General features: G+C 62.2%; 19 protein-coding genes. 8 read left to right on the top strand and 11 right to left on the bottom strand.

Annotated features, from left to right (window positions below; translation table 11 throughout):
* Nucleotides 1-965: 965 nt before the first annotated feature.
* Both AC1DT6_RS36875 and AC1DT6_RS36870 read right to left on the bottom strand, forming a co-directional pair.
* Nucleotides 966-1,211, bottom strand: a complete 246-nt coding sequence (locus tag AC1DT6_RS36875) for a hypothetical protein (protein ID WP_441632679.1) — start codon at nt 1,209-1,211, stop codon at nt 966-968.
* 704 nt (nt 1,212-1,915) lie between these two features.
* Complete coding sequence (locus tag AC1DT6_RS36870; RefSeq protein ID WP_441632677.1) at nt 1,916-2,173, bottom strand: SOS response-associated peptidase family protein; 258 nt, start codon at nt 2,171-2,173, stop codon at nt 1,916-1,918.
* 461 nt (nt 2,174-2,634) lie between these two features.
* Between AC1DT6_RS36870 and AC1DT6_RS36865 the strand changes: the two genes are divergently transcribed.
* Both AC1DT6_RS36865 and AC1DT6_RS36860 read left to right on the top strand, forming a co-directional pair.
* Nucleotides 2,635-2,877 carry a hypothetical protein gene (locus AC1DT6_RS36865; RefSeq protein WP_441632695.1) on the top strand — a complete coding sequence of 81 codons (243 nt, stop codon included), beginning with the start codon at nt 2,635-2,637 and terminating at the stop codon, nt 2,875-2,877.
* 340 nt (nt 2,878-3,217) lie between these two features.
* Complete coding sequence (locus AC1DT6_RS36860) at nt 3,218-3,853, top strand: hypothetical protein (RefSeq protein WP_441632675.1); 636 nt, start codon at nt 3,218-3,220, stop codon at nt 3,851-3,853.
* 411 nt (nt 3,854-4,264) lie between these two features.
* Here AC1DT6_RS36860 and AC1DT6_RS36855 read toward each other — a convergent pair whose 3' ends face one another.
* A complete protein-coding gene (locus AC1DT6_RS36855; protein WP_477115412.1) occupies nt 4,265-5,152 on the bottom strand; it encodes a LysR family transcriptional regulator in 888 nt (295 codons plus the stop codon).
* A gap of 264 nt (nt 5,153-5,416) precedes the next feature.
* Between AC1DT6_RS36855 and AC1DT6_RS36850 the strand changes: the two genes are divergently transcribed.
* The 5 genes from AC1DT6_RS36850 to AC1DT6_RS36830 all read left to right on the top strand — a co-directional run bounded on the left by AC1DT6_RS36850 (nt 5,417) and on the right by AC1DT6_RS36830 (nt 10,674).
* Nucleotides 5,417-6,418, top strand: coding sequence for an ornithine cyclodeaminase family protein (locus AC1DT6_RS36850; RefSeq protein ID WP_441632671.1), 1,002 nt, complete (start codon nt 5,417-5,419; stop codon nt 6,416-6,418).
* Nucleotides 6,415-7,254, top strand: a complete 840-nt coding sequence (locus AC1DT6_RS36845; protein ID WP_441632669.1) for a phosphate/phosphite/phosphonate ABC transporter substrate-binding protein — start codon at nt 6,415-6,417, stop codon at nt 7,252-7,254. Before AC1DT6_RS36850 ends, AC1DT6_RS36845 begins: the two co-directional genes overlap by 4 nt.
* Nucleotides 7,251-8,456 (top strand): CaiB/BaiF CoA transferase family protein, encoded by a 1,206-nt coding sequence (locus AC1DT6_RS36840; protein ID WP_441632667.1) that lies wholly within the window; start codon nt 7,251-7,253, stop codon nt 8,454-8,456. Before AC1DT6_RS36845 ends, AC1DT6_RS36840 begins: the two co-directional genes overlap by 4 nt.
* On the top strand, nt 8,456-9,646 hold the full coding sequence (locus AC1DT6_RS36835) for an acyl-CoA dehydrogenase family protein (protein WP_441632665.1): 1,191 nt from the start codon (nt 8,456-8,458) through the stop codon (nt 9,644-9,646). The genes AC1DT6_RS36840 and AC1DT6_RS36835 overlap by 1 nt, the downstream gene beginning before the upstream one ends.
* Before the next feature lie 71 nt (nt 9,647-9,717).
* Nucleotides 9,718-10,674, top strand: a complete 957-nt coding sequence (locus AC1DT6_RS36830; RefSeq protein WP_441632693.1) for a Bug family tripartite tricarboxylate transporter substrate binding protein — start codon at nt 9,718-9,720, stop codon at nt 10,672-10,674.
* A 25-nt stretch (nt 10,675-10,699) separates the two neighbouring features.
* Here AC1DT6_RS36830 and AC1DT6_RS36825 read toward each other — a convergent pair whose 3' ends face one another.
* Complete coding sequence (locus tag AC1DT6_RS36825) at nt 10,700-11,023, bottom strand: plasmid pRiA4b ORF-3 family protein (protein ID WP_441632663.1); 324 nt, start codon at nt 11,021-11,023, stop codon at nt 10,700-10,702.
* Between AC1DT6_RS36825 and AC1DT6_RS36820 the strand changes: the two genes are divergently transcribed.
* Nucleotides 11,022-11,237, top strand: a complete 216-nt coding sequence (locus tag AC1DT6_RS36820; RefSeq protein ID WP_441632661.1) for a hypothetical protein — start codon at nt 11,022-11,024, stop codon at nt 11,235-11,237. The genes AC1DT6_RS36825 and AC1DT6_RS36820 overlap by 2 nt on opposite strands.
* Nucleotides 11,238-11,410: 173 nt before the next feature.
* On the opposite strand, the gene AC1DT6_RS36815 is transcribed toward AC1DT6_RS36820, so the two are convergent.
* From AC1DT6_RS36815 to pgaA, 7 genes are all read right to left on the bottom strand, one after another.
* A complete protein-coding gene (locus AC1DT6_RS36815) occupies nt 11,411-12,127 on the bottom strand; it encodes a hypothetical protein (RefSeq protein ID WP_441632659.1) in 717 nt (238 codons plus the stop codon).
* 526 nt (nt 12,128-12,653) lie between these two features.
* Nucleotides 12,654-13,898: a hypothetical protein gene (locus AC1DT6_RS36810; protein ID WP_441632657.1), complete on the bottom strand. Its 1,245-nt coding sequence runs from the start codon at nt 13,896-13,898 to the stop codon at nt 12,654-12,656.
* 2 nt (nt 13,899-13,900) lie between these two features.
* Complete coding sequence (glmS, locus tag AC1DT6_RS36805) at nt 13,901-15,730, bottom strand: glutamine--fructose-6-phosphate transaminase (isomerizing) (protein WP_441632655.1); 1,830 nt, start codon at nt 15,728-15,730, stop codon at nt 13,901-13,903.
* Nucleotides 15,731-15,822: 92 nt separating this feature from the next.
* Nucleotides 15,823-16,263: a hypothetical protein gene (locus tag AC1DT6_RS36800; RefSeq protein ID WP_441632653.1), complete on the bottom strand. Its 441-nt coding sequence runs from the start codon at nt 16,261-16,263 to the stop codon at nt 15,823-15,825.
* A gap of 13 nt (nt 16,264-16,276) precedes the next feature.
* A complete protein-coding gene (gene pgaC, locus AC1DT6_RS36795; RefSeq protein ID WP_441632651.1) occupies nt 16,277-17,590 on the bottom strand; it encodes a poly-beta-1,6-N-acetyl-D-glucosamine synthase in 1,314 nt (437 codons plus the stop codon).
* 35 nt (nt 17,591-17,625) lie between these two features.
* Entirely contained in the window at nt 17,626-19,671 is a 2,046-nt protein-coding gene (pgaB, locus tag AC1DT6_RS36790; RefSeq protein WP_441632649.1) for a poly-beta-1,6-N-acetyl-D-glucosamine N-deacetylase PgaB, read from the bottom strand.
* A 6-nt stretch (nt 19,672-19,677) separates the two neighbouring features.
* Entirely contained in the window at nt 19,678-21,723 is a 2,046-nt protein-coding gene (gene pgaA / locus AC1DT6_RS36785; protein WP_477115411.1) for a poly-beta-1,6 N-acetyl-D-glucosamine export porin PgaA, read from the bottom strand.
* Between the last annotated feature and the right edge of the window lie 2,022 nt (nt 21,724-23,745).

Below are 23,745 nucleotides of genomic sequence, written 5' to 3'. Positions count from 1 at the left end.
TACCAAGAGCTGCCCACAGTTGGGACGCGCCGATTCCATCGGCGCTGCGTTGAACCTGTTCGGCTCCTCGACTGGCGGCTCCACCGGGTCACGGCGTGCGGTATTACCTGGCGATTGCGGGGCGCTGGTGTCGGCTAGGCCGTGAATTGCCTCACGCGGGGCCGGTAGAAAGCCGGATATACGGAAAGTTCATTAGTTGTCACACTTTGCGAGTTGGCGAGCCGCCACGCATCACAATAGTAGCGGCGCCATAACGGAGCGTCATCATGCTTTGGGTCGCGGTGTTTATCCTGTTTCTGCTCGTCTCGCGGGCAGTCTACTTACATTGGCACGTGGCGGCCATGGCGTTGGTTCGCCGCGACGCGTCTGGATGGCTCAGCCATGAGGTGCGGCGGCGTGTTTCCTTGGTAGCAGTTCCCGGACACGTTTCCACCTACCCCGTACCGAGAGAGGAGCGCGTCCATGTCGTTCGGCTCGCCGGTGTGGTCCTATGGCATTCAGAGCTGAGCATTGCACTTCCGGACGAGGCATGCTCGCATCTGGGGGATATTTCGCCGCAGGAGTTCGATACCCGCTCTCCCAGTTGGCTGCAGTTGGGCCCTCCGACGCACGGTGCTTAGTACGAGYGTGTCGAACAAGGATCCCAACTGGCTGGCCCGCAGGTCCGCTTTTGAAGTTCTAGACCGTCCGACATCCTGCGCTCCATCGCCAAAAAAAGCGCTCGCTGTCGTGTAGACACGGGCGCTGAAGGAGGGCAGGTCGCGAACTCCTGCCCTTGAAATTTGCATGCTTTAGGCTTGATGTTCCGGTTGGCCCTATCGCACCACGAGTGCATTGGCCACGACGGCTCCGACGTGGCAAGTCACTCGCGTTCAGGACGTTTCGCACATTGCACTCACAAGTAAGACGCCGGATCCGATGCGAGTGGATAGTGCGGGCACATCAACAGACCAGCGGCGGGTTCTTCACTCCCGGCACGCAATGGTCTTGACGATAAGTGCGCGGTGCATGATGAGTTGCTTGAGGCTGTCGCGCATGTCGCCTAGGAGCTTCTCGGCGCTTTCGCTATCTGTACCCTCCCGCTTCAACTGCGCAATGCGCTGCTCCTGTGCCTCAATGCGTTTCCCGGCGCGTTCGATGGCACTATCCGTTTCGTCCAGGTCTTCTAACTCCTCCTCTATGTTTCGCGTGGCCTCTACGCCTGGTTGCATGATGGACTCCATGCTGATGCTGATGCCTCGGTTTTAGGTCAGGAATGAAGGCGTCGCTATCAGGGTGCGTCCTACAGCCTGCGGAGCATCTCCGATGGCTATTCCACGGGTAGCTTCCAGGTGGGGCCGGACTATTCAGCGACCTTCGCCCGGGGCGCGCGCGGTGCCGCCTCCACATCCATCAACTCGGCCGGTAGGGCCACATGAAACTTCGCGCGCGCTCGGGATCCCGGCAGGTCAGCCAGTCGTCGCGCCAAGCGCGCCGCATATGAACTGCGGCTGGAATGACTTTAGCAGGCCGCGACTCTCAATTTCCGCCGTGTTGGGAAATGAGTTCTATGCCTGGTGGTAGGCACCTTAGAGGGATAAAGGGGTGTAGGCGCAGGGAGATGGCGCCTAGACCCTGGAATAGCAACAAGGGGGTCCAATCTGCTGCCACTGTTAATGATAATGCGTCGCATCAACAACTAGTAACCCACTAGCGATGGGCGCGCGACGGAGGGCACTTCGGCGCCGGCGCGCTCGGTGGCATGATTGGTTCTGTTGGGCGGTACTTCCGTTTTAGGCGTGCCGGCAGGACGGCGCCATAGGCATCGTCCGACTTGCGTGCGCGGCGTCTATAAAAAAGCACCCGCGGCCAGGAGGAAGCGGGTGCTGAAGGGAATGCGGGGCAATCGCGTTTGCCCCGTGTCACTCTAGTGGAGTTAGGTCCGAGAGAACATAACTCTCTCGATGGGATGCGCAAGGCTATTCGGCGGCTTTGGCCCTCGGTGCGCGTGGGGCCGCATGAAGCTGCGCGCCCGCTCCGGATCCCGGCAGGTCAGCCAGTTGTCCCATTCCGCCCGCGGCAGGATGACGATCATCCTCTTTTCCTTGCCCGGAGCATGGAAGCGGTTCATCAGTGGATGCTTGTCCGAATTGATGGTCAGCATCGTGAAGCTGAACACTTCGGCGCCGTCCACGCCCGGCCACGCGCGCCCTTGGCGCCGCCGCCTAGGCCCAAGCATATGCCGAAGGTGGTGTATTCGCGGCGAATCATCATGCGAACACCTCGGTTTTTTTCTGACTATTCTTTGCAATTAAAGTTGGTCGGTGCTGGTAGCCTGTTTGCCCCCAGCGCCTGCATCCAACTGCCGACCAATGACCACTGTTCTCGCCATTGCCGTAGCCTGCGGCGCATTTCTCAGGCTCTGCTTCGCGTCACCCTATGAAGGGGCGTTCGGGCTGGAGCGCTGTGACATAGGCGGCTTCAGCGATGCCATGGACCAGGGGTGCGATAGTGGCAATGACGGACAATGGCCGGGCGCTCGGGGTATGGCTGAGGATGATTGATATGTCTTGCATCCCGTTTTTCACTGTTTCTTACAAATGAGCGGGATTGCGACCGATATACTCCCGCGCTAGTCCCCAGATAAAAATAGCCATGAAATCCATTCTTTTGTTGCTGATCGCCTGTGGCGCTTTACTTAGCGGCTGCGCCGTGCTTCCTTACGGCGACGGCCAAGGCAATGGCTGCCCTCCCGGGCAAGCTAAGAAAGGAAATTGCCGGGTTGACCAGTACGGGAACGAGTCCTTCTGTCCGCCTGGCCAGGCGGACAGAAGGGCCGCTGCTGATTTGAGCGAGGCGATCACTTCGGTCTCCTTTGGCTGGACACAATCCGCATGACGATTTGGTGTCAGTCTAGTAGGCCAAACGGATGATATCGGCAGAGATAAGGATTAACCTCGAAGCCGTGTGACGTCAATTCAACGTGTGAGAAAGCCGGTATCGGGGGCGGACCGCAATGCCAAGAAATGGCACGAAAAAATTTCTTATATCTGAGGTAAAGAATTTTTAACTTCACGTAGACTGATGGGGTAGTCCTTGCTGCCACCCGCGTATCGCTTCCCGGCGACGCGGGTTTCTTTTCGGTCAATAGCGCGCGAGAATTTTCTCGATGTTTGGCCTACACTTTCCAACCATGAGTAGCACTTAACCCGGCGTTGCTGCTGGGGCTGTCTTGGCTATGGACATCTACCAACTGCATCTTGTTTCCGCGGGCATTGCCCCCCCGTGGCTTATTGAGGGACACAGAGTCCGCGTTCCTGTCGAAGGCAACCATGTGAACCTGGATGGGAAACAGCTCGAGGTCTATGGTCGTCGTACCGCAAGCGGAAGGGTTCGAACGGGACCGATCGGACTTGCGTCGGGAACCCTGGTCGAAGTCTGGTGCGATATCAATGGATTGTTCATGTGTGCACGGGCGGATGACGTAGACCGGGTCCGTGCTGCCAAAGCAGCGAGAGAAGCGGCAGAACAAGCCGTCCTACGGGCGCGCGAAGAGGACCTTCGCGTTCGAGCGCAGGCGTTTAACGATAGCCTTGCGATTCCCTTCAGGTGGGTGCCAGGTGCAATCGACGTTGAATCTAGTCTTTTGCACGGGACGCAAAGCGACGAAGAACAGCGCTTGGCCAACGATGTTCACATCTTGCTGAAACAGGGCTTTCGCGATGGGCGTCTGATGCGCAGCGCTGGCGATTTTCTTTGCATGCGTTCGCGGCGATTGGACGGTACAAATTTAAAGGTGCGAAAGGCGGAGATGCATGTCGAGGTCTCCTGCAAGGACTGCCTTACAGTTTCGAAGCGGTGGCGCAGCGACTAATCGATGTTACTCGACGAAAGCCGAGTTTTTCACCCTCCGCTGGACATGAGTAAGTCTACCTAGCTTCAGAGTAGGGCAGTAGGCTAAAAATTCCGCTAGATCTTTGCGTCGCCGACACATTCGCATCTGCCGGGACGTTACTGGAAATGGTGGACTTCTCCCCATGGAATTCTCATTTAGTTGGGGGAAATTTGCAGGGAATTTTCCGCTGGGTCAATTCAAAAGGGGGGGGCACGCGAAAACTTCCACCTCTCAAGTGATTGATTAAAAAGGGTAATTCTGTGCAAACCGCCAGATTTTGCAAGCACGATTACCCCATCGCGTGCGCGAGGGCTTGCGCAGCGTGGCCGGCGGCAACGGCAACCCCGGCGCCGGAGCCATCACCGGAGTAGCGTCCGCGCCTCGCGCCGGTCAGCCCTTCATCATCGCCACCAACACCTCGGCAAACTCCAGCGACAGGCGCGAGAGCGGTTCGGACTGCACGTTGAAGATCTGGACCGAGGCATTGACCTTGGTCCGGATGGGAATCGCCACGATATTGGGCCAGTCCTGCCCGAACACGGTCATGGCATCAACCAGCGCGATGCCGGCGCCCGCCTGCGCCAGCGCGCGCGCCACGTGCGCCTGCTCCACCTCGATCCGCATGTCGATGTCATCGCTATCGCTGCCGAACATCTCCCGCACCAGCAACCCGAACGGCATGTCCGCCCCATAGCCGATCAAGGGCTCGCCCGCGAGCTCTGCGGGACGCACATAGCTGCGCCCGCTCAGCCGGTGCCCCGCGGGAACGAGGGCGACCATCGGGTTCTTCACCAGCAGGCGGGATTCCAGATTGGGGTGCGTCAGTGGCATGTTGGACACGGCCAGCTCGGCCTGGCCGGAGAGCAGGGCGCGCAGCATGTTACCCGGAATCTGCGTGCGCACGACGATGCGCACTGCCGGATGCACGGCGCGGAACGAGGCGATCGCGCGGGGCAGTACCGTCTGTCCGAGGTTGGGGCTGCACGAGATGCGCAGGCTGCCCGTGCGATTGGTGGCCAGGTCCTCGGCGATTTCATTGACGCGCTCGATCCCTTCATACACGGCATTGACCTCGCCGAGCAGGCGGCGCGCTTCCGGCGTCGGGTACAGGCGCCCCTTCACGCGGCGGAACAGTTCCAGGCCCAGGCGCTGCTCGGTGTGCGACATCAGCCGGCTGATGGCGGGCTGCGACACATACAAGAGTTTCGAGGCTSCGCTGATCGATCCGGTGAGCATCACGGCGCGGAACACTTCGATCTGCCGGAGGTTCATTTTCATGATTTCATACCATTAACGTGATGTTAAGTCCTACGGACATATAAGCATATGACAGTAAGGGCACCGCTGCCTACACTTGGTTCTGACAGCGCACTGCAACGCGTGCTGGCCGGCCCGGAACCGCTCATGGTGCATCGTGCACCAATGCAGCGACAGTCGCGCTCGGCGCGGGCACTGCGATGGGGATGCGCAGCCCGATGCGCGCGGCCCTGTTCCATGCCGGTGCATCGATCCAACTTTCACAGCGGGAGACAAGGAAACGACATGAGCGATATCCATCTGACTTACATCAACGGCAAGGACATCGCGAAGCTGGCGATGACCGACCAGGAAATCCTCGACGCGGTCGAGCAGGGGCTGCTGGCGCAGGGCAACAACGAGACCGTGATCGAGCCGCGCGTGCACCTGATCCCGGACCCGGCATTCAACGGTCACTTCAATGTGCTGCGCGGCTACGTGGCGCCGCTCGGGCTGGCCGGTGTGAAGATCGTGGGCGACTACGTGGACAACTACAAGCTCGGCCTGCCGTCGGAGATGGCGATGCTCAACCTGTTCGATCCGCGCACCGGCATGCCCGTGGCGATGATCGATGCCACCTTCATCACGGACGCGCGTACCGGCGCGGTGACCGCGCTCGGCGCCCGGCACCTGGCGCGCCGCAACAGCAAGGTGCTTGGCCATATCGGCGCGCGCGGCACGTCGTACTGGAACGTGCGCCTGCTCGACAGCATCTTCGACTTCGACGAGATCCGCGTGCATTCGCGGCGCCCTGAGAGCCGCGATGCATTCGCCGCCAGGCTGGAGAAGGATCTCGGCAAGAAGATCATCGTCACCCAGGACTGGGAATCGTGCGTGCGCGGTGCCGACATCGTGGTGGAGGCGTCGCGGCTGGAGAAGCCCACGCCACTGCTAAAGACCGAATGGATCAAGCCGGGCGCGTTCGTCGTGCCGTACGGGACCATGAGCGCCGTCGAGTTGTCGCTGACCGACATCATGAACAAGCTGGTGGTGGATGACTGGACCCAATGCAAAGGCGGCATGTTCGGCTCGCTGCGCGCGCATGTGGAAGCGGGCAAGTTGTCAGAGCAGACGCTCCATGCCGAGCTTGGCGAAATCGTCGCCGGCCGCAAGCCGGGACGGCAGAGCGACGACGAGACCAACCTGTTCTGGCATCGCGGCCTGTCGCTCAGCGATATTGCGCTGGGGCACGCCATCATGAAGAAGGCCGAGCGCATGGGCATTGGCCAGCGGCTCGTCTACGCATGATTGCCAACGCGCGCATGTATGCGGTAGCCGCGCCCGTGGCACAGGCGTGGCGGGACCTGTTCGCGTACGTGGGCGAGCGAGCCGGCGTGGCATGGACATATATCGAGCATGCCGCGCCGGCGCCGGTCAGCGAGCTGTGGGCGCGGCCGGACTGCGGCTGCGTGTTCATGTGCGGCTTCCCGTATGTCAGCGCCGGCAGCCGCCATCGGCTGCTGGCCGCGCCGGTGCCGTCGCTGCCGCGCTATGGTGGCAGACCGGTGTACTTCACCGAGTTCATCGTGCGCGACGATGCGGCGTTCGCCACGCTGGAGCAAGCCTTCGGCGGCCGGCTGGCCTGCATGCTGCCGGAGTCGAACTCCGGCTACAACGCGCCGCGCCACTACCTGATGACAGAGGCCGCCGCCGGCACCGGCACGCTGTTCCGGCCGACCCGGGCGCCCACGCCAACGCCGCGCCAGGTGATCGACGCCGTGGTCGGCGGAGAGGCGGCGGTCGGCGTGGTGGACAGCTATGTGCTTGATCTGCTGCGCCTGCACGAGCCCGCGTTGATGGCCAGGGTGCGTAGCGTTGCGGTCACCCCGGCCGCGCCGATCCCGCCGCTGGTGGCCTCGCCGCAGGCCGGTGCCGATACCGTGGCGCGGGTGCGCCCGGTGTTGCTGGACCTGCATCGTGACGCGGCGTGCGCGGGCTGGCTGGCGCAACTCAGGCTGTCGCGCTTCGCGCCCGTCGAAGCCCCGGACTACGCCGTGCTGGCACGCTACGCCAGCGCGGCCGACCAGGCTGGCTTCGAGCTGACCGGCGCTCCGGCCGACACGAGCAAGGAGCACCGCGAATGATGGCGACGAACCCGGCCGGTGCCGACCTGCCGCTGCACGGCCTGAAGGTACTCGATTTCTCGCGTGTGCTGGCGGGCCCGTTCTGCACCGCGATGCTCGCCGACGCGGGCGCCGAGGTCATCAAGGTCGAGCCGTTCGAGGGCGACGACTATCGGCACATGGGCCTGCAGGTCGACGGGCAAAGCGCCAACTTTGCCTTCGTCAACCGGGGCAAGCGCAGCCTGCGGCTGGACCTCAAGCATGCCCATGCGGACGCCGTGACCGAACGTCTCGCGGGCTGGGCCGACGTAGCCATTGAAAACTTCAAGCCGGGCGTGGCCGACCGGCTCGGCATCGGCTATGCGCGCCTGGCGGCGATCAACCCGGCACTGGTCTATTGCAGCATCTCCGGCTTCGGCCAGGCCGGCCCGTGGTCGGACCGGCCAGCCTACGACACCATCATCCAGGCGCTCAGTGGCCTGATGGATGTCACTGGCGCGCCGGAAGGCCAGCCCACCATGATCGGCGAATCCATTGCCGACGTGGCCGCCGGCATGTTCGCTTCGTGGGGCGTGATGGCGGCGCTGTGGCAGCGCACGCGCACCGGGCGCGGCCGGCATCTCGACGTGGCGATGTACGACTGCCTGCTCAGCATGATGCCGACGCTGGTATCGCGCGTGGTGGCCGGCGGCGCAGCCGCCGTGCGGGTGGGCAACCGGCATGCCAATTCGGCGCCGTTCGGTGTGTTCCATGCCGCGGACGGACCCTTTGTGCTGACGGTCGCCAACAACCGCCTGTTCGACAAGCTGGCGCAGGCGATGGCCCAGCCCGCGCTGGCAAGTGATCCGCGCTTTGCCACCAACCGGGCGCGCAAGCAGAACGAAGACGCGCTGGCCGCGATGATCGAGGCCTGGGCCCGGGACATGACGGTGGCGCAGGCGGTAGGGCGCCTGTCCGCGTTCGGCGTGCCGGTTGCCCCGGTGCAATCGGTGGCCGCCAGCGTAGCCAGCGAACACGTACGCGAGCGCGGATTGATCGTCTCGCGTGAAGGCGCCGGCGGCAGCCGGCAATGCCACGTGGAGCAGCCGGTGCGGTTCGGCGCATTGCCGCGCGGCCACTCCGATCCGGCGCCGCCTTTGGGCGCCGATTCGCGGGCCATCCTGCGCGAACTGGGCTTCGGGACCGAAGCGATCGAGGAAATGCACGAGCAAGGAGCGATCTGATGGAAGCGCAAGCCAAGTCTGCGGACCAGTATGTCGATGACGACAGTTTCGAAGGCATGCTGGCCGCCACCACGCGCTTCGTGCGCGAGCGCCTGATGCCGCTGGAGCCGCAGGTGGAGGAGCGCGACGAGGTACCCGAAGAGATCGTCGGGGCGATGAAGGAGATGGGCTTCTTCGGCTTGTCGATCGCGCCCGAATTCGGCGGCAGCGGCCTCAACGCCGAACAGCAGGCGCGCTTCCAGATGGCGCTGAGCCTGAGTTCGCCGGCGTTCCGCTACGTCTACAGCTCCAACCTGGGCATCGGTTCGCGGGGGATCTCGCTGGACGGCACCGATGCGCAAAAGGCGGAGTTCCTGCCGCGCCTGGCCAGCGGCGAGCTGGTCGGCGCCTTTGCGCTGACCGAGCCGGACGCCGGCTCCGATGCCGGCAGCCTGACCACGCGCGCGGAGCGCAGGGGCGGCGACTACGTGCTCAACGGGGCGAAGCGCTTCATCACCAATGCCACGCGCGCCGACGTTTTTACCGTGATGGCGCGCACGGATCCTCAGAGTCCGGGCGCATCCGGCATCAGCGCGTTTATCGTCGACCGGGCCAGCGCCGGGCTCAGCGTCGGCAAGCCCGAGAAGAAGATGGGACATCGCGGCTCGCAGATCGCGGACGTGGTCTTCGATAACGTGGTCGTGCCGGCCTCGCGCCTGATCGGCGCAGTGGAGGGCAAGGGCTTTCGCACCGCGATGAAGACGCTCGACCATGGCCGCATCAATATCGCCGCCATGGGCGTTGGGATGGCGCAGCGGCTGCTCGACGAGGCGGTGGCCTATGCGGGAACGCGCCGGCAGTTCGGGCGTGCCATCATCGACTTCCAGCTGGTGCAAGCCATGCTGGCTGACTCGGAAGCCGAGATCCAGGCCGCGCGTGCGATGACGCTCGCCGCGGCCAGGCGGATCGATGCGACGGGCACGGCGGTGAAGGACGCGGCGGCGGCCAAGTACTTCTCGTCGGAGATGCTGTGCCGCGTTGCGGACCGCGCGATGCAGGTGTTCGGCGGCGCGGGCTATGTGGCGGACTATCCGATCGAGCGGATGTACCGGGACGCCCGCCTGCTGCGGCTGTACGAAGGGACGAGCCAGATCCTGCAGATCGTCATTGCGCGGGCGATCGGCAATGAGCACGGTTTTCGCGTGGCCTGACCACGGCGCGGGACAGATTCTTCGAGTTTCCGAATTTGTGAATGTCTGACTGAAGGGGAGAATGTTCGATGATGAAGCGATTCCTGATGACCCTGCTAATGGCCGGCCTGCCGATGCTGGCCAGCGCGCAGGCCTATCCGTCCAAGCCCGTGCGGCTGATCGTGCCGTTTCCGGCCGGCGGCCCGGCCGATGTGCTGGGACGTGTCGTGGGCGAGGGCTTGTCCAAGGCCTGGGGCCAGAGCGTGCTGGTGGAGAACAAGGCGGGCGCGGCCGGTACTATCGGCGTTGACCAGGCGGCCAAGGCCGCGCCGGACGGTTATACGCTGGCCCTGGTGCCGGTGGGCAACATCGCCGTCAATCCGTCACTGTTCCGCAGCCTGCCGTACAAGCCCACGGACCTGGTGCCGGTCACCATGCTGGCCACCGCGGAAAACGTGCTCGTGGTTGGCGCCAACGTCCCCGCCACTTCCCTCGCCGAGCTACTCAAGCTGGCGGCACAGAAGCCAGGCGAGCTGACGTTCGCCTCGCCCGGGGCCGGCAGCCAGGCGCACCTGGCCGGAGAACTGCTTCAGCTTGACGCCAAGGTCAGGCTCAACCACATCCCCTACAAGGGGGTGAGCCCGGCGATGACCGACCTGGTCGGCGGCCAGGTGACCATGATGTTCGCGCAGGTCTCGTCGGCGCTGCCCTATATCAAGTCGGGCAAACTCCATGCGCTCGGCGTAGCCAGCCAGAAGCGCTCGCCGCTGATGCCCGACGTGCCCACCATTGCGGAGCAGGGCTTCCCGAAGTTCGAGGCGGTTTCCTGGTATGCCTTGATGGCTCCCGCGGGCACGCCCAAGGACGTGATTGGCCGCGTTCATCGCCAGACGCTGGAGGTGCTGGCGAATCCGGTAGTGAAGGAGAAGCTGGCCACGCTGGGCATGGAAACCGCCGGCGGCACGCCGCAGGCGCTGGCCACCACGATCCAGCAGGATAGCGCCCGCTGGGCCGGCGTGATCCGCCAGCGCCAGATCACCGTGGACTGAGCAGCAGGCGCCGCCGTGCGCCGAGTCAGACTGCCTGCTCCGTCAAAGGCCAGCCAGGATGCTGCCGCAGTATACGCCGCTCCACCCGTATATCGGGGCGCCACCACGCGTTGAAGTCGTACACATAGACGAAGCCTTCGTGTTCGCGCAGACGAAACGCGGCCAGCGTCAGTTCGTTTGCCACTGTGGAGAATTGCAGAACGTCCTCATGGGCTTCGCCGTAACGCCTGCCACGAATGGTGAACTGGTGCAGATGTTCGTCCGTCCAGCCCATGACTACCTGGATGACATTGTGCAATTGCGCGAGCGCTAAGTACTCGGGAAGGAGGACCCGCCGCCATCTCGTCATGTACCAGCCCAATCTGACAAGCCACCGGCCACCGACGCTCGTCGGCGAACCACTGCACGCGGGACGTATCGTGTCCGGCCTCTATTCCAGCCTGATGCTGCGTTCGACCATCAAGGCCGGTATCGGTATCGGCATCGGCGAGGTACCCGTGCCGCTCGGCGAGAAGGAGGGGTTGGCGCGGGTGTGGCCGGGACTTCACGCGGGTACTTGCTAAATTGCCTGCCTCGCGAAAGAGGGGGGCCTGCGGAGCCTTGCTGCAAGCGGCCCTCCGGGCAATCACCGCCAGATTTTGCGTAAAAAGTACGGATACCCCATCGGAGGGGATTTGCGCGGTCCTTACCGAAATCGCCCGACTTCTTGTCCAGGCGGGCCAGCCGCAGGTCATTGCTACCAGCGCATGCCGGTTCCCAGGGATCCGGTTTCAAAGATCACATATTGCGTTCGTTGCTTGTAGGTGGCCTCCACCCGATAATCGGCGGGCGGCACCTTGAACAGGCAGCGCGGACCGGTGGCTTGGAACGCCGCCAGCACTCTGCCATGCCGCCGCAGCCGGACATCGACTCCCGCCAGTAAGTCGCCTCGAGGACCCTCTGTGAAGATGACGCCGAGGTTGTATTGCTGTTCGAGATTGCTCAAGTGGTCCTGCTCCTCGACGCCTGTGCCGCCGCAGATATAGGTGACATTGCCCACAGTTCGCGGCGCCATCAGTTGCGGTCCCGAGGCCTGCGGTCGCATGACTGCCCGCTGCGCCTGCGACGCCGCCGCCTCCGGCTGCACGATGACAAGCAGCGGTTCCGGCTTTGCCGCCTGCGCTTGTGTAATTGAGGCCTGCGGGTCTGCGGCTTGTGGCATTGCCATGGCCGGGGTTGCTATCTCCGGCAGCATAGTCACGGCGTGAGGTTGCTGGGTCGATGCCACCGCCTGCGTCGGTGCCATCTCCACCGGCTTGGTCGCGGCCTCCGGCAACGAGGTAGCGGCCTGCGGCAGCGTAGGCGATGTCTCGGGCGACGATTGAGCTTGCGTGCCAAACGCGAGCGCTGCCGACATGACGGTAAATACAAGGCGCGCAACGGCCGGCAGGCGGGCAGTATGTGAGATTGACATGGAGCTCCCCCTTTATATTGGTGCGATAAGACTAAACCGTTGCTGCATCCACAGCTATCCGCCAGAAGTCCCATCCGTTAGTGGCGTGGCGAGCATTACCGCATCTATCATGTGTGCCGCACTCGGGCTAGACCAAGTGAGGCGACAGTAAGGGACCTCGACCTAGTTCTTCCTGTGCCGCGTTCGAACTCGCGGCCGTGGCCGAACCCGATCAAGGGGCGGGCACCCAGGCATTCCACATCAAGCGCCCCGTCGCGCGCTGCTCCGCTTCTCTGAACCGCTGCGTGTCATCAATACCGCAATCAGAGCCCGGCAGTCTGTCAACGCATTGTGCGGCTGCGGCCTCTCGATAGCATAAAGGGCTCCGAATGCGTTCAACATCATCTGCGCCATTGCCATAACCGAATCCTCCTCGACCGTGAAGTCAGATGCCACCAACGCGGCTTCCACCGGAGTCGGAAGCGACTGTGCGAGGGCCATCGTCACCGTCGGCTCGGGGACTGTCTGCGCTGTCTTCGTGGGTTCCTCATCGACATAGGTCGGCCGGCGAAGGCGGCACGGCTTGGCTTAAGTCAAAGTTTGCCTCCCGCAGGCCCCCTGGCGTCAGTGAAACCCAGTGCAGTACCGATGGGGAGCGCACCAGCCCGAGGCTGCCCTGATAGGTCCATTGGATCGGGGATGGCTGGCTGCCGCGCAATGCAATCGTCTCGGCGGACAGTTTGAGGTGAAGCAGGCGGCCATCCTGTCCGGGCGTGTACGCCATGTCGCCGACGACCGTGATGCCGGCCTCGCGCACACTTGCCGGCATGCAAGGCAATGAGGCAGTGACTTTGCCGGCGGTATCCAGCAAATGCGCGAAACCCATGCCACCATCGCTGGTGCCGACCACCAGGAAGCTGTTCAGTGCCGGCACATAGGCCGTGCCATACGTGTAGTACTTTAGTTTCTCGTTCAGCACCTGAGTGCCGGTCAATGCCGAGTCGTCTGGCCGATAGATTGCCGTCTTCAGCCTGGCGTGCTTCTCGCCGGGAATGAACTCCTGCCAAGCGAGCAAGGCTATCTCCTTCGAGCCGGCGATCAATGGCCACCACTCCCGCTTGTCGCGCGCCACATCGGTGCTGCGTAGCAACTGCCCCTTGACGTCATAAGTCTTGAGGTAGACACCGTTTCCGGTGCCCAGGTTATCCACGCCGCCCCCGTCGATCCAGTCGTCCGAGTAGAACACCACAAACGTATCCCCCACTGCCGCGACATGGCCGGAGTGCCCCCCCGACCAGACGTCGATCGATTTCGCCTGCTGCGGCTGCAGGTCCGCGCCATACACGCGATAGCGCTGGCTGACACTGTTGGCCGTATTCGCACCATCCTCGAAGGTCAGCATGATGCGGCCACCGGCACTCTGCGCCACCGAGACCGGCTCCTGCGCTTCCTTCTGCGCTATAAGCAACCGGGGCTTGCCGAGATTGGCCTGTTCCGGCTTCCATTCGGCAACGTAGATGTCATGCGACCAGTTGCGATTGCGGTCCGGCCCGCGCGGTGGCAGGCCGGAGCTGCTGAAGAACACGTAGGTGATATCCCCCGGGCCGGTCGCTGCGCCAATGCCGTGCATATAGGCGCGCTGATCGACATCTGGGCGGGCCTTGGGAGGCGCTCCCTGCCCGTCAGTGCGGCCACCACTGCTGCGGCTGTCGTTGCGCGCGCCCGCCGGCGCCCACAGCAGTACACCGGCAAGCAGCAGCGTGGCGCCGCGCATCATGGAGAACGGTCGCATCGTCACTCCACCGTGACTGACTTGGCGAGATTGCGGGGCTTGTCCACATCGGTGTCGCGCGCGCACGCGGTGTGATAAGCCAGCAACTGCAGAGGCACCACATGCAGGATCGGCGACAGCATCCCGTAGTGCTCGGGCATGCGGATGACGTGCAGCCCACGCGCGCTGCTGATCATACTACCGGCATCGGAAAAGACGTAGAGCTCCCCGCCGCGCGCCCGTACTTCCTGCAAGTTGGACTTAAGCTTCTCCAGCAGGGTGTCGTTGGGCGCGACTGTTACCACCGGCATTTGGTCGGTCACCAACGCGAGCGGCCCGTGCTTGAGTTCGCCCGCAGCATAGGCTTCGGCGTGGATATATGAGATTTCCTTCAGCTTCAGCGCGCCTTCGAGCGCGATTGGGTAATGTATTCCACGCCCGAGAAAAAGCGCGTTCTCCTTGCGCGACAGCGATTCTGCCCAGGCAACGATCTGTGGCTCGAGCGCCAGCACGCGGTTCAGCGCTGCCGGCAGTTGGCGCAACTGTTCGAGTATCAGGGCCTCCTGCAGAGCAGGCAGCAGGCCGCGCTGCCTGGCCAGCGTCGCCGTCAACACGAACAACGCCACCAACTGGGTGGTGAAGGCCTTGGTGGAGGCAACACCGATCTCGGCGCCGGCCCGGGTCAGAAAGTGCAGGTTGGCCTGGCGCATGATGGCGCTGCCGGACACATTGCATATCGCCAGTGTATGGCGATGACCAAGGGCTTGCGCGTGCTTAAGGGCAGCCAGTGTGTCTGCGGTCTCGCCCGACTGCGATATCACTAGCACGAGCGTATGGGGATTCGGCACGGAATCGCGATAGCGGTATTCGCTGGCGATCTCCACGCTGGTTTGCATCCGCGCGATCGACTCCAGCCAGTATTTGGCGGTCAGGCCGGCATGGTAGCTGGTGCCGCAGGCCAGGATCAGCACCGAATCAATGTCGGCGAATGCGTCAGCCGCCTGTGCACCGAACAGCGCCGGTGAGAACTCCTCGATGTATTCAGTCGCATCAGCGATGACGGCTGGCTGCTCAAAGATCTCCTTTTGCATGTAGTGCTGGTACGGGCCGAGGTCGGCCGCGGCTGCGTTCGCCTCCAACTCGCGTATCTCGCGGAAGGCAGGATTGCCATTACGGTCGATGATCGAGACCCCACCGCGCGCCAGCGATACCAGGTCACCCTCTTCGAGGTAGATAAAGCGCCCTGCGCTTCCAGCCAGTGCCATGGTGTCTGAAGCGAGGTAAGTACCATCGCTTCCCAGGCCTACCACGAGCGGCGATCCGGAGCGGGCGCCGATCACGAGGTCCGGCTGCTCGCGCGTGAACACGGCAATGGCATAGGCACCGTGCAACTGCTGGAGCGCTAGCTGCACCGCCTTGCACAGGTCCCCACCGCCGTCGTGGTGAAAACAGTGGTGCACCAAATGCGCGATCACCTCTGTGTCGGTCTGCGATTCGAAATCGTAGCCACATTCCCTCAGTTGCTCGCGCAGGGCTTCGTGATTTTCGATGATGCCGTTGTGCACCAGAGCGATCTCGCCACTGGAGAAGATCGGATGGGCATTTCGTGTGAGCGGCGCGCCGTGCGTCGCCCACCTCGTGTGAGCGATGCCGACGGTACCTTCCAGCAGCGTTTGATCCACCTGCTCAGCAAGGTTCGCCACGCGCGCCACGCTGCGCACCCGTCGTGGCTCACCATCCTGCAGCACGGCAAGGCCGCAGGAATCGTAGCCGCGATATTCCAGACGCCGCAATCCTTCCAGCAGGACCGGTGTCACATTACGTTGAGCAACAGCGCCGACAATGCCACACATGAAAATGCCCCGAAAAAGAATAAAGCTGTTTTAAAAAGGCCTCGCGCGACGGCCGGTGAGCCGCCCGCGCGAGGCCGATGCTCCGCTGCTGGTCAAGCCAGCTCGTGCAATGGTGCAACGTGCGAAATCAGCCCATCTTCATCGTGAAAGGCCATCAGGCTGCGACCGGTGCCCACCGAGAGCACCACATCCCGGGCCAGGTCGAGGGATGATATCGGCGCTGCGCGGGCAGGCCGCTTGGAACCCGACACTCGCTCGTCGAGGCGGCGCGCCAGTGTCCAAAACGTCAGCGTCATGCTCATGGCGAAGATGATCAACACATCGGGCATGACTTCCCTTAGCGAGAACTCAGTGCTGCCAGCAGAAGCCACACACCAGTAGATGTAGAACGCCGCCGCTGCCCAGATCGCTGCGACGAGCAAGGGGCGCACCACGCGGTACCAGAGATAGCGGCGAACCGCCTTGCCCCGTGCATGATGCTGCAGATATTGTTGCAAGGTGGCGCTGGACGCGTCGATGATTGGGTCTTTCATTTCTCACTCCTCCTCAAGAATGCTCTTCAAATTGCCCGACATAGTGGGATGCCGGCGCGGGTGACCTTGGCGGCGTGGGCTCCTCGCGGATGCCTCGGTCGGGGCTGGTCCACCTTGCCCGGGTGCGGCGCTGATGAAACAGCACGCCGGGCAGGGCGATCACCGAAGCGACCATGCTGATGGTCCAGAACGCGACCGGGTACCAGATCGTGTCTAGAAAGTAGCGCAGCAGCTTGGTGTCGTAGGGGCGATCTATGACGCAGCCAACCAGGATCTGCACGCAGCAGGTCAGAAAGAGAAAGACACCCGCGCCGCGAGGCATGCCCGCGAAGCGCCATGCCTCGGGTAGCTCGAACAAGGCGGTCGCGGCCGTCATCACCAGGGTGAAAAGCATGCAGTAGGCCCAGATCACACTGATCGAATACTCGAGGAAGATCGGCCACATCATCGGCTTACTCTTGGTGATGATGGGTGCCGCATACTTCTGCAACACCTGGATACCACCCCGGGCCCAGCGCAGGCGCTGCTTGAACAGGCCCCTGATCGTCTCGGGCATCAGGATCCAGCTGAGGGCGCGCGGCTCGAAATGCAGGCGCCAGCCATTGACCTGCAGCTTCCAGCTGATATCGATGTCTTCGGTCAGCATGTCTGGGCTCCAGTAGCCCACGTTACGCAGCGCACTTTTGCGGAACATGCAGATCACACCCGAAACGGTAAGCAAGCGGCCGTACATTTCCTGGGTCCGTTTGATCAGGCCCACGATGGACGAGAATTCGCCGACTTGCATGCGGCCCAGCAGCGAGGTCCGGGTGCGAATGCGCGGGTTGCCGGTGACGGCGCCTACTCCCGCGTCGCGCAGGAAGTGGCGCAGCATCCAGCCGATGGCCTCCGGGTCCAGCAGCGAGTCACCGTCGATACACAGCAGGTACTCGGCATCGGTCAGCATGGCCGCGGTGGTCAGCCCAATGGCCTTGCCCTCGTTGTTGTTCTGGTGGATCACCAGCAATTGCGGGTACTGATCGATCAGTTCGTTCAGGATGTCTCCGGTGGCATCGCGGCTACCGTCATTGACAGCGATGATGTTGTAGTTTGGATAGCGCAGGTTAGCCAGGTTCGCGATCACCTCGCGCACATTATCTTCCTCGTTGAAGCAGGGCACGATCACCGAGACCTTGGGGCAATCGAGCACCACGTCAGCCCGCTTCTTATGGCGTTCCTTTCTCTCGATGAGGAAGTAGTGAAGGAGGCCACCGGTCATCCACAAGTACGACATGAACAATGGATAGTAAAAGACGAAATTCGAGATCACGCTTGCCGCGTTCTTCATGATGTCCTCCCACCTAATTTATATTTGCTCTTGGTCTAGACTTTCATGCCGTTGCGCGGCCGAACCAGGTTCTGCATGGACATGACATCCCGCAGCACCGCCAGGTCAGGCTGGTTCACCATGAACTGGTCAGGGCGGTAGCCGAGATGTTTGACGCCAGCCATGCGCAAGCGCTGCATCTGCTCGCGTAGCGCGGTGCTGGCGATCGGGGCCTGGGTACGGCCGTCGAGTGTCTTCAGGGCGAAGATGGTCTTCGGCAGCGCGCCTGGATGCGCGGCCACGGCACGTGCCAGGCTCTCCAGCCAGGGCGTGGATGGCGGACCGCCGTCGGCATCGGCGTAAGCCATCAGGTTGATGAAGTCGTACTGCACGGAGAAGGCATCAATGTCCTGGGCCAGTCGCATGCTCGCGTCAGGGTGCAACACCGCGTTGGCGGGCAGGCTGCGCACGGTCAGCACATTGCCGCCGCCCTGGTAGTCCTTGACTACGTCCGCGAGTTGACGTGTGAAGTCGATCAGGTACTGGAGTTTGGCGCCCGACCATCGCTGCAGCAGATCGGGGTTGGCGCGGATTGTTGCGAGATCGCGAGGCAGACCCCAGTCGGCATAGGCGGAAAGCGCGGCTTCGCTGGCATCCTCGACATCGCTCAGGCTGGCGTCCTCGCCGAACACGATGCCGTTCAGGCTGGTGTACCTGGCCAGGTCGTAGTAGATATCGCGGATCACGCCTCGAGCGAGCGGGTCGAAGGGGCTGAGCCGTTGCCGCTGTCGCGGATCAAAGGGGGTAAGCGGTGCGCCCGGCAGCACCGTTACCAGCCGCGCAGAGGCCGGATGGCCCGTGGGCAGATTGTAGGCAAGCACAGGTAGCGCCGCATAGACCTGTACCCCGGCGCGGGTAATCAGTTGCCACGCCGTGCGCGAGAACAGGTCGGCACGCACGGGCATATGCCGATTGGGAAAGTACAGCGCCTGGGCGGTGCCGCTGCCGTCGGGATCGTAATAGGCTTGCAGATAGACCGATTTTGGCTCGAGATCCTTGATCCGGTCGATGAGGCGCGACAGCCTGGCTTCCTGGCGATCGGGATTGGGATCATACACGTCGTCGAGCGAGACATTGACCACGCGTTCGACCGGCCGGTTGTCGCCGCGATAGGCCGATTGCTGGCGGAACTGGCCCATCATGACGCCGGCATCCCAGTCGTAGGAAACCAGCAGGCGCCTGACCTTGGTCAGGGGCACCTCGGGAGTATTAGGTCCGTCGTCGAGGGTGAAGTGGACGTTCATGCCAAGCTTGTGCGATGCGCCGATCAGCGCCGCGTTGTACATGCCATAGGGCCAGACCATCGAGCGCACCTTGACGCCGGTGTTGGCCTGGATCAGTTCGGAGCACGTCTTCAGGTCTCCACCGACCCGGCTTTCGTATTCCTGCTCGGTTTCGTAGCGCTTCAGGGCGGCAAAATACATGTGCGCGCTCGCCGCAGGAAGTTCATTGCCCTGGGGATTTGCGACCGCGCCATGGTGCATATCGTGCGTGTGCGAAGCGATTTCCACGAGCCCGGACTCGGCCATTTCGCGCAGGTTGTCCCAGCTCATGAAGTAACCAGGCGCCATCACCGACTTATGGCTGATGCGAACCGGCTCATCTTGCGGTGTACTGGTCCAGCGCGACACCACGGCCACCAGGCCGGGATAGTTGTACTGCCGCAGCAGGGGAAAAGCCTTGGTGTACTGGCTCCTGTAGGCGTCGTCGAAGGTCAGCAGCACGGCGCGCGGCGGCAGCCGCGGTCCGCCGTTGCGCGATGCGATGATCTGGTCGACGCTGACCGGGTGGAAGTCATTGCCCTTGAGCCAGGCGAAGATATTGTTGAGCGTTGCGGTGCTGATGGCGCACGTGTCCGCCACCGTTCCCACATCGGCACGCAGGTCGTCGCGGATATCGTGGAACGCAAGTACGCGGAAAGTCAGCCCATCGTCGCGATCTGGTGGCGGCAGCAAGGACAGGCCGTAGCCGGCGTGCGCGCTGTGGCTCACCGACAGCGCGCCGGCGAGCCCGATGAATTTTCGACGATTAAGCTTGTTCATGATGACCTATAGGGGAACGTTGAGATTGAGGTAGATCAGCTTGGTCGTTTCGCGATTCGAGTCGTAGCGCCTGCTGCCGACGCCAATGCCGTAGGTGAGGGAAGCCTTGCGGCCAAGCTGCCAGAACTGTTCGAGGCGAGCCTCCCACAGCATGCTGTCGCCAAAGCCGTCCTGCTTGTAGCCGCCCGCAGTGACATATACGCGCTGGGCGAACAACTTCTCCGCATAGCGCCACGGCGTCCACTGATACATCGAGCGCAGTTGCGCGACGTAGTCGCGCCGCGGATTGAAGTAAGCAGTGCCATCAAGGGTGTTGCTGCTGGAGCCCACGTCGAGCCAGATCGAGACCTGGTGGCGTGGCTGGTTCATCAGCCGTTCGTACCAGGTGCCCTGCCACTGCTGGTGAAAATTGGTGTCGCTGTAGCGCGATGCGCCATACATCACGTTGAAGTAACGGGCATCGTCCTGCGAATAGCGGGCCGATGCCGTGGCGGCGCGGCCGGTGATGCCAGCCTGGTAGGCTTTCCACGGCAGCGCGTTGTCGTCGGAATCGACGCCGGCGCCAAAACGCCAGTGATCGTTGGGCTGGAAGGCAAGCGTGCCGGTGCCGCCGGTCTTGCCGTGGCCACCGGTGGACTGATGCACCTCGGCAGCGGCTTCCCATCCGTCGCGCCGGAAATCGCCGCCCAGGCCATTGCGTATGCGGCTGACGCTCTGGCCATCGCCGGTGTCGGCGCGTCCCGAGTATTGGTGCGCGAAGACACGCCAGTAATCGGCCATCGGTGACGAGTAGAGGCGTGTGTCAACGCCCCAGGCATGATCCGCCAGCGCCGCGTTGCCGCGCTCGCCAATGGCGTCGATGATCAGTTGTGGACGCTCGTAGACGCGGTACTCGCGCTGGAAATTCTTGACGCTGTTGTTGTCGGGAAAATTGCCGTCGAAGACTGTCGCGACCGCCTTGGCCTGGTCGTACTGATGCAGTTGCAGTGCGGTCTTGCCGATGCCCACGAGGCTCTCGATGTCGCCGGGGTGGTCGGCTTGCGCCTGACGGTAGATGCTCTGCGAGGCGTAGGGGCGCTCCAGTACCAGGGAGCCGTCCGCGCGGGCGGTCAGGAAGGAAGGATCGAACGGGGCCGCCTTGCGCAGGGTCTCGAGCGCCTGCAGGCCCTCTTCCACGTGATTGGTGTAGAGCAGGTATTGAGCCTGCAGCTTCTTGACGCGGCCGTACTCCGGATTGGTCTTGTCGGCGTCTTCTGACAGCTCGTTATGCGCCGGCGTGTTGCGTGCCATCATGGTGACCAGCTCGCGCGCCGCTTCGTAGTGCCCCTGGTCCAGGTAGGCAAAGAACAAGCTTTCCTGCACGTCCGGCAGCGATAGCGCATAGGGCTCGGTGGTCTCCCTTAGCGGCTCGACCCCCGTCTGCAAGGCCTGTTCATAGGCGGCGGCTGCGAGGTCGGGCTTGTCGAGATAGGCGTAGGCATCGCCTGCGGCGACATAGACGGAAGCCGGCATCGGCTCAGGTGCCCGCGAAATCTGCTCGTAGAGTGCCGTTGCTTCCTTCATGCGCCCACGTACCGATAGCGCGGTGAGGCGGTCGGCCTGGACCGCGCGCCTCACCCCGCTGTATTCGTCGTCTGCGGGAATCCGGGCTAGCAGCGCATCGGCCGCGGCCAGCGCGCTGTCGRCCGGAGCCAGCCGATCGGGGTCATTGGAAGCACTGGCTTGCTGCCGGGCCCACCTGATTTGCTGGGCAACCACAAGATGCTCCAGTAGCAGGAGGTCGCGAGGCGCAAATACGTCCGGGCGTGTGGCGGCCTGTTCCAGGGCCAACTTGGGCGAGCCGCCTTCGGCCAGGGCGAATATGCGCTCCCTAAGGCGGTCCTTCTCGTTTGCGAGCGTTAGCTGTTCCGCCCTGGGTGCCGGGTGGGCGTGCGGCGCCGTCGGCCTGGTGGCCTCTGCGGCGCAATGTTCGCGAGCGAACAGTGCGAACAGGACTGCTGTGGTCTTAAGCGTGGTCCGCAATCGCTTGCGGCTCTGCTGAGGTGCATTCACGTTTTGTGTCTCCCCCGGATTGCGATGCTGCTACAAACGAAACGTCCCCCTTGGCGGCGGCATATCCTTGCCGGCGTCGATGCGATGAAACGAGGGGATGGCCGTCATCCGGCGAGCCGGATGGCTTCGTCGCAGCGCAACGCGCTCATCCAGTCCACCGGAACTTGTCCGCACTGAAATCAACCAGATATCAAGGCGCCGCCGGATCGTCACCAGCTACACCCTGTGCTTCCCGTCCAAGGCCGGCGCCGCTGCAACGCTTTGCGCTGCGGCGGCGCGAACCGCCTTCATGCATATATTTCTCGTTTATTCGTTCTGTCTCGCGACCGTCGCCGAGGCGCCCAGTCCTTCCCGGCCATGTCAGAGCTCGCTTCTTCACGCGTTATCGCGTGCCGTGTCGTCGTCTTTGCGCAGTGCATTATTCGGCGATCAAGCACTAACGAGACAGTCGCCAGAAGCACTAGGGGGCCCAGCCGAAAGTGGGAGGCCGATCTAATCCCATTGTCCTGCCCTCTGTCACAGAGAGGACACGATTGCATGCCGAAGGGGGCGCAGGGATAAGCACCCTGAAGAGGGCGGCTAGGTTGAGTGTCTGGGCTGGGGCAAGGTGGGAGTTATCTCTTATGGCGCAGCCGAGACGTGCGACGTTGATCGGTGCCGCGGGCGGGGTGAGAGCAGCGACCGACTCTGGATGGCGGCGGGACGAATGGGAGCGCACGCCAAAGCGGGGGCTGAGATCAATCCAGGATAAGCGTCAACAAGGCAAATGGGCGGCATGTCGATGAGGCTTACGACGAGGCGGTCGAGGCTTGGCGCGATCCGGTCGGACGCGAGCTTATGGAATCCTTGCTGAAGGTAATCTGACTCTCTGCTAAGCGATGCGAGTGATTTAAATTTAATAAGTAAAAAGATACTTTTTTCCAAAAAATTGACTCTTTCGATTGATAATTAGAGTTTATTAAATACAACCAAAGAGATTCAATGTGGACGTGAAACATCGTGATCTTTTCGATGCCATTATTACGTAAGAATATCGTATTGAAAGATCCGTATATCAATATATGTGTGCCGTTTAATACGTCTATTTGGATGTATAGTTATTAACATTTCATTAAGTGCCGAAATGTAATTTTGAGATTGAAAATAAGCATGAAATGCGGGCCAAATCGGACACGATATACGTATAAGACGGTGCGAACACATCCATGCCGCGCCATTTATCAATCTGGTATTGAGTGAAACCTGAGTGACCGAATGGTTAGACCAAGAAGAAGTCTGTCTGGAAATTTGGGGGCATTTCTGTCATTGTCTAGATCGAAATCATTAATTGCGATTCTTTATGCGTACGTGAAACGACTTAAATATTAAGTGATCATGATTCAAGCTCAATTCCAGCAGGATGACTGACACTAATGAATAATTGTTATCACAATTTATTTGTTATCGATTCCCATTATTTTAATGGCTTCTGTAATTCATTTCGACTCCGGAGGCCGTAACATAATGAATTTGCTGTAGTTAGTGGCTGGCAGTGCCGGTGCAAATTGCAAATGTGGGCGTTACGGTACATATTGGATGTGTGTGGGGAAGGCTTCAAATCGCTGCAGGAAAGCCAGAAGGTCATGATGCAAGGCGACAGGTACGCACGCCGCGAACACCAGAATGCTGTAGTTACTGAGGGTGAGCCATTCGGCTGGATGTGACCCATATCCGTATCCGCCGATCGATGGCGTCGGCGCGGTATTGCTCTCTGGCCCCGCGATGATGCTCCGCGTTTTCAATCATCATCGCCATCGTGCCAACGATGTCACGCACGGTGGCTCTTTCTCCACTCGGGGCTGCAGGGGGAACTGGACGCCGCGCGACACGCTCCACCGGCAACTGGCGGAGGCAGAGCAGGCGTTCGAGCGAGGGCAGGCGGCACAAAAGGGCTGCGGGCGGAACTGGAAACGGCCGTACGCCGTGCCGAGCGGGCAGATGCGGAAGCCGCCGCGACCCGCCGGCTGGTGGCGGCCAGGCGCC

It is taken from the genome of Cupriavidus sp. 01L45 (genome assembly GCF_056399885.1).
The sequence above is the reverse complement of the archived record's forward strand: the minus strand, read 5'-3'. Positions and strand labels throughout refer to the sequence as shown.

What these genes read in the sequence shown, in the direction of transcription:
- AC1DT6_RS36840 (WP_441632667.1), top strand. Translation starts at nt 7,251, where the DNA reads ATGATGGCGACGAACCCGGCCGGTGCCGACCTGCCGCTGCACGGCCTG.
- AC1DT6_RS36835 (WP_441632665.1), top strand. Translation starts at nt 8,456, where the DNA reads ATGGAAGCGCAAGCCAAGTCTGCGGACCAGTATGTCGATGACGACAGT.
- pgaC (WP_441632651.1), bottom strand. Translation starts at nt 17,590, where the DNA reads ATGAAGAACGCGGCAAGCGTGATCTCGAATTTCGTCTTTTACTATCCA.
- AC1DT6_RS36850 (WP_441632671.1), top strand. Translation starts at nt 5,417, where the DNA reads ATGAGCGATATCCATCTGACTTACATCAACGGCAAGGACATCGCGAAG.
- AC1DT6_RS36830 (WP_441632693.1), top strand. Translation starts at nt 9,718, where the DNA reads ATGAAGCGATTCCTGATGACCCTGCTAATGGCCGGCCTGCCGATGCTG.
- AC1DT6_RS36810 (WP_441632657.1), bottom strand. Translation starts at nt 13,898, where the DNA reads ATGCGACCGTTCTCCATGATGCGCGGCGCCACGCTGCTGCTTGCCGGT.
- AC1DT6_RS36820 (WP_441632661.1), top strand. Translation starts at nt 11,022, where the DNA reads ATGTACCAGCCCAATCTGACAAGCCACCGGCCACCGACGCTCGTCGGC.
- glmS (WP_441632655.1), bottom strand. Translation starts at nt 15,730, where the DNA reads ATGTGTGGCATTGTCGGCGCTGTTGCTCAACGTAATGTGACACCGGTC.
- pgaB (WP_441632649.1), bottom strand. Translation starts at nt 19,671, where the DNA reads ATGAACAAGCTTAATCGTCGAAAATTCATCGGGCTCGCCGGCGCGCTG.
- AC1DT6_RS36815 (WP_441632659.1), bottom strand. Translation starts at nt 12,127, where the DNA reads ATGTCAATCTCACATACTGCCCGCCTGCCGGCCGTTGCGCGCCTTGTA.
- AC1DT6_RS36845 (WP_441632669.1), top strand. Translation starts at nt 6,415, where the DNA reads ATGATTGCCAACGCGCGCATGTATGCGGTAGCCGCGCCCGTGGCACAG.
- AC1DT6_RS36800 (WP_441632653.1), bottom strand. Translation starts at nt 16,263, where the DNA reads ATGAAAGACCCAATCATCGACGCGTCCAGCGCCACCTTGCAACAATAT.
- AC1DT6_RS36875 (WP_441632679.1), bottom strand. Translation starts at nt 1,211, where the DNA reads ATGCAACCAGGCGTAGAGGCCACGCGAAACATAGAGGAGGAGTTAGAA.
- AC1DT6_RS36860 (WP_441632675.1), top strand. Translation starts at nt 3,218, where the DNA reads ATGGACATCTACCAACTGCATCTTGTTTCCGCGGGCATTGCCCCCCCG.
- AC1DT6_RS36825 (WP_441632663.1), bottom strand. Translation starts at nt 11,023, where the DNA reads ATGACGAGATGGCGGCGGGTCCTCCTTCCCGAGTACTTAGCGCTCGCG.
- AC1DT6_RS36865 (WP_441632695.1), top strand. Translation starts at nt 2,635, where the DNA reads ATGAAATCCATTCTTTTGTTGCTGATCGCCTGTGGCGCTTTACTTAGC.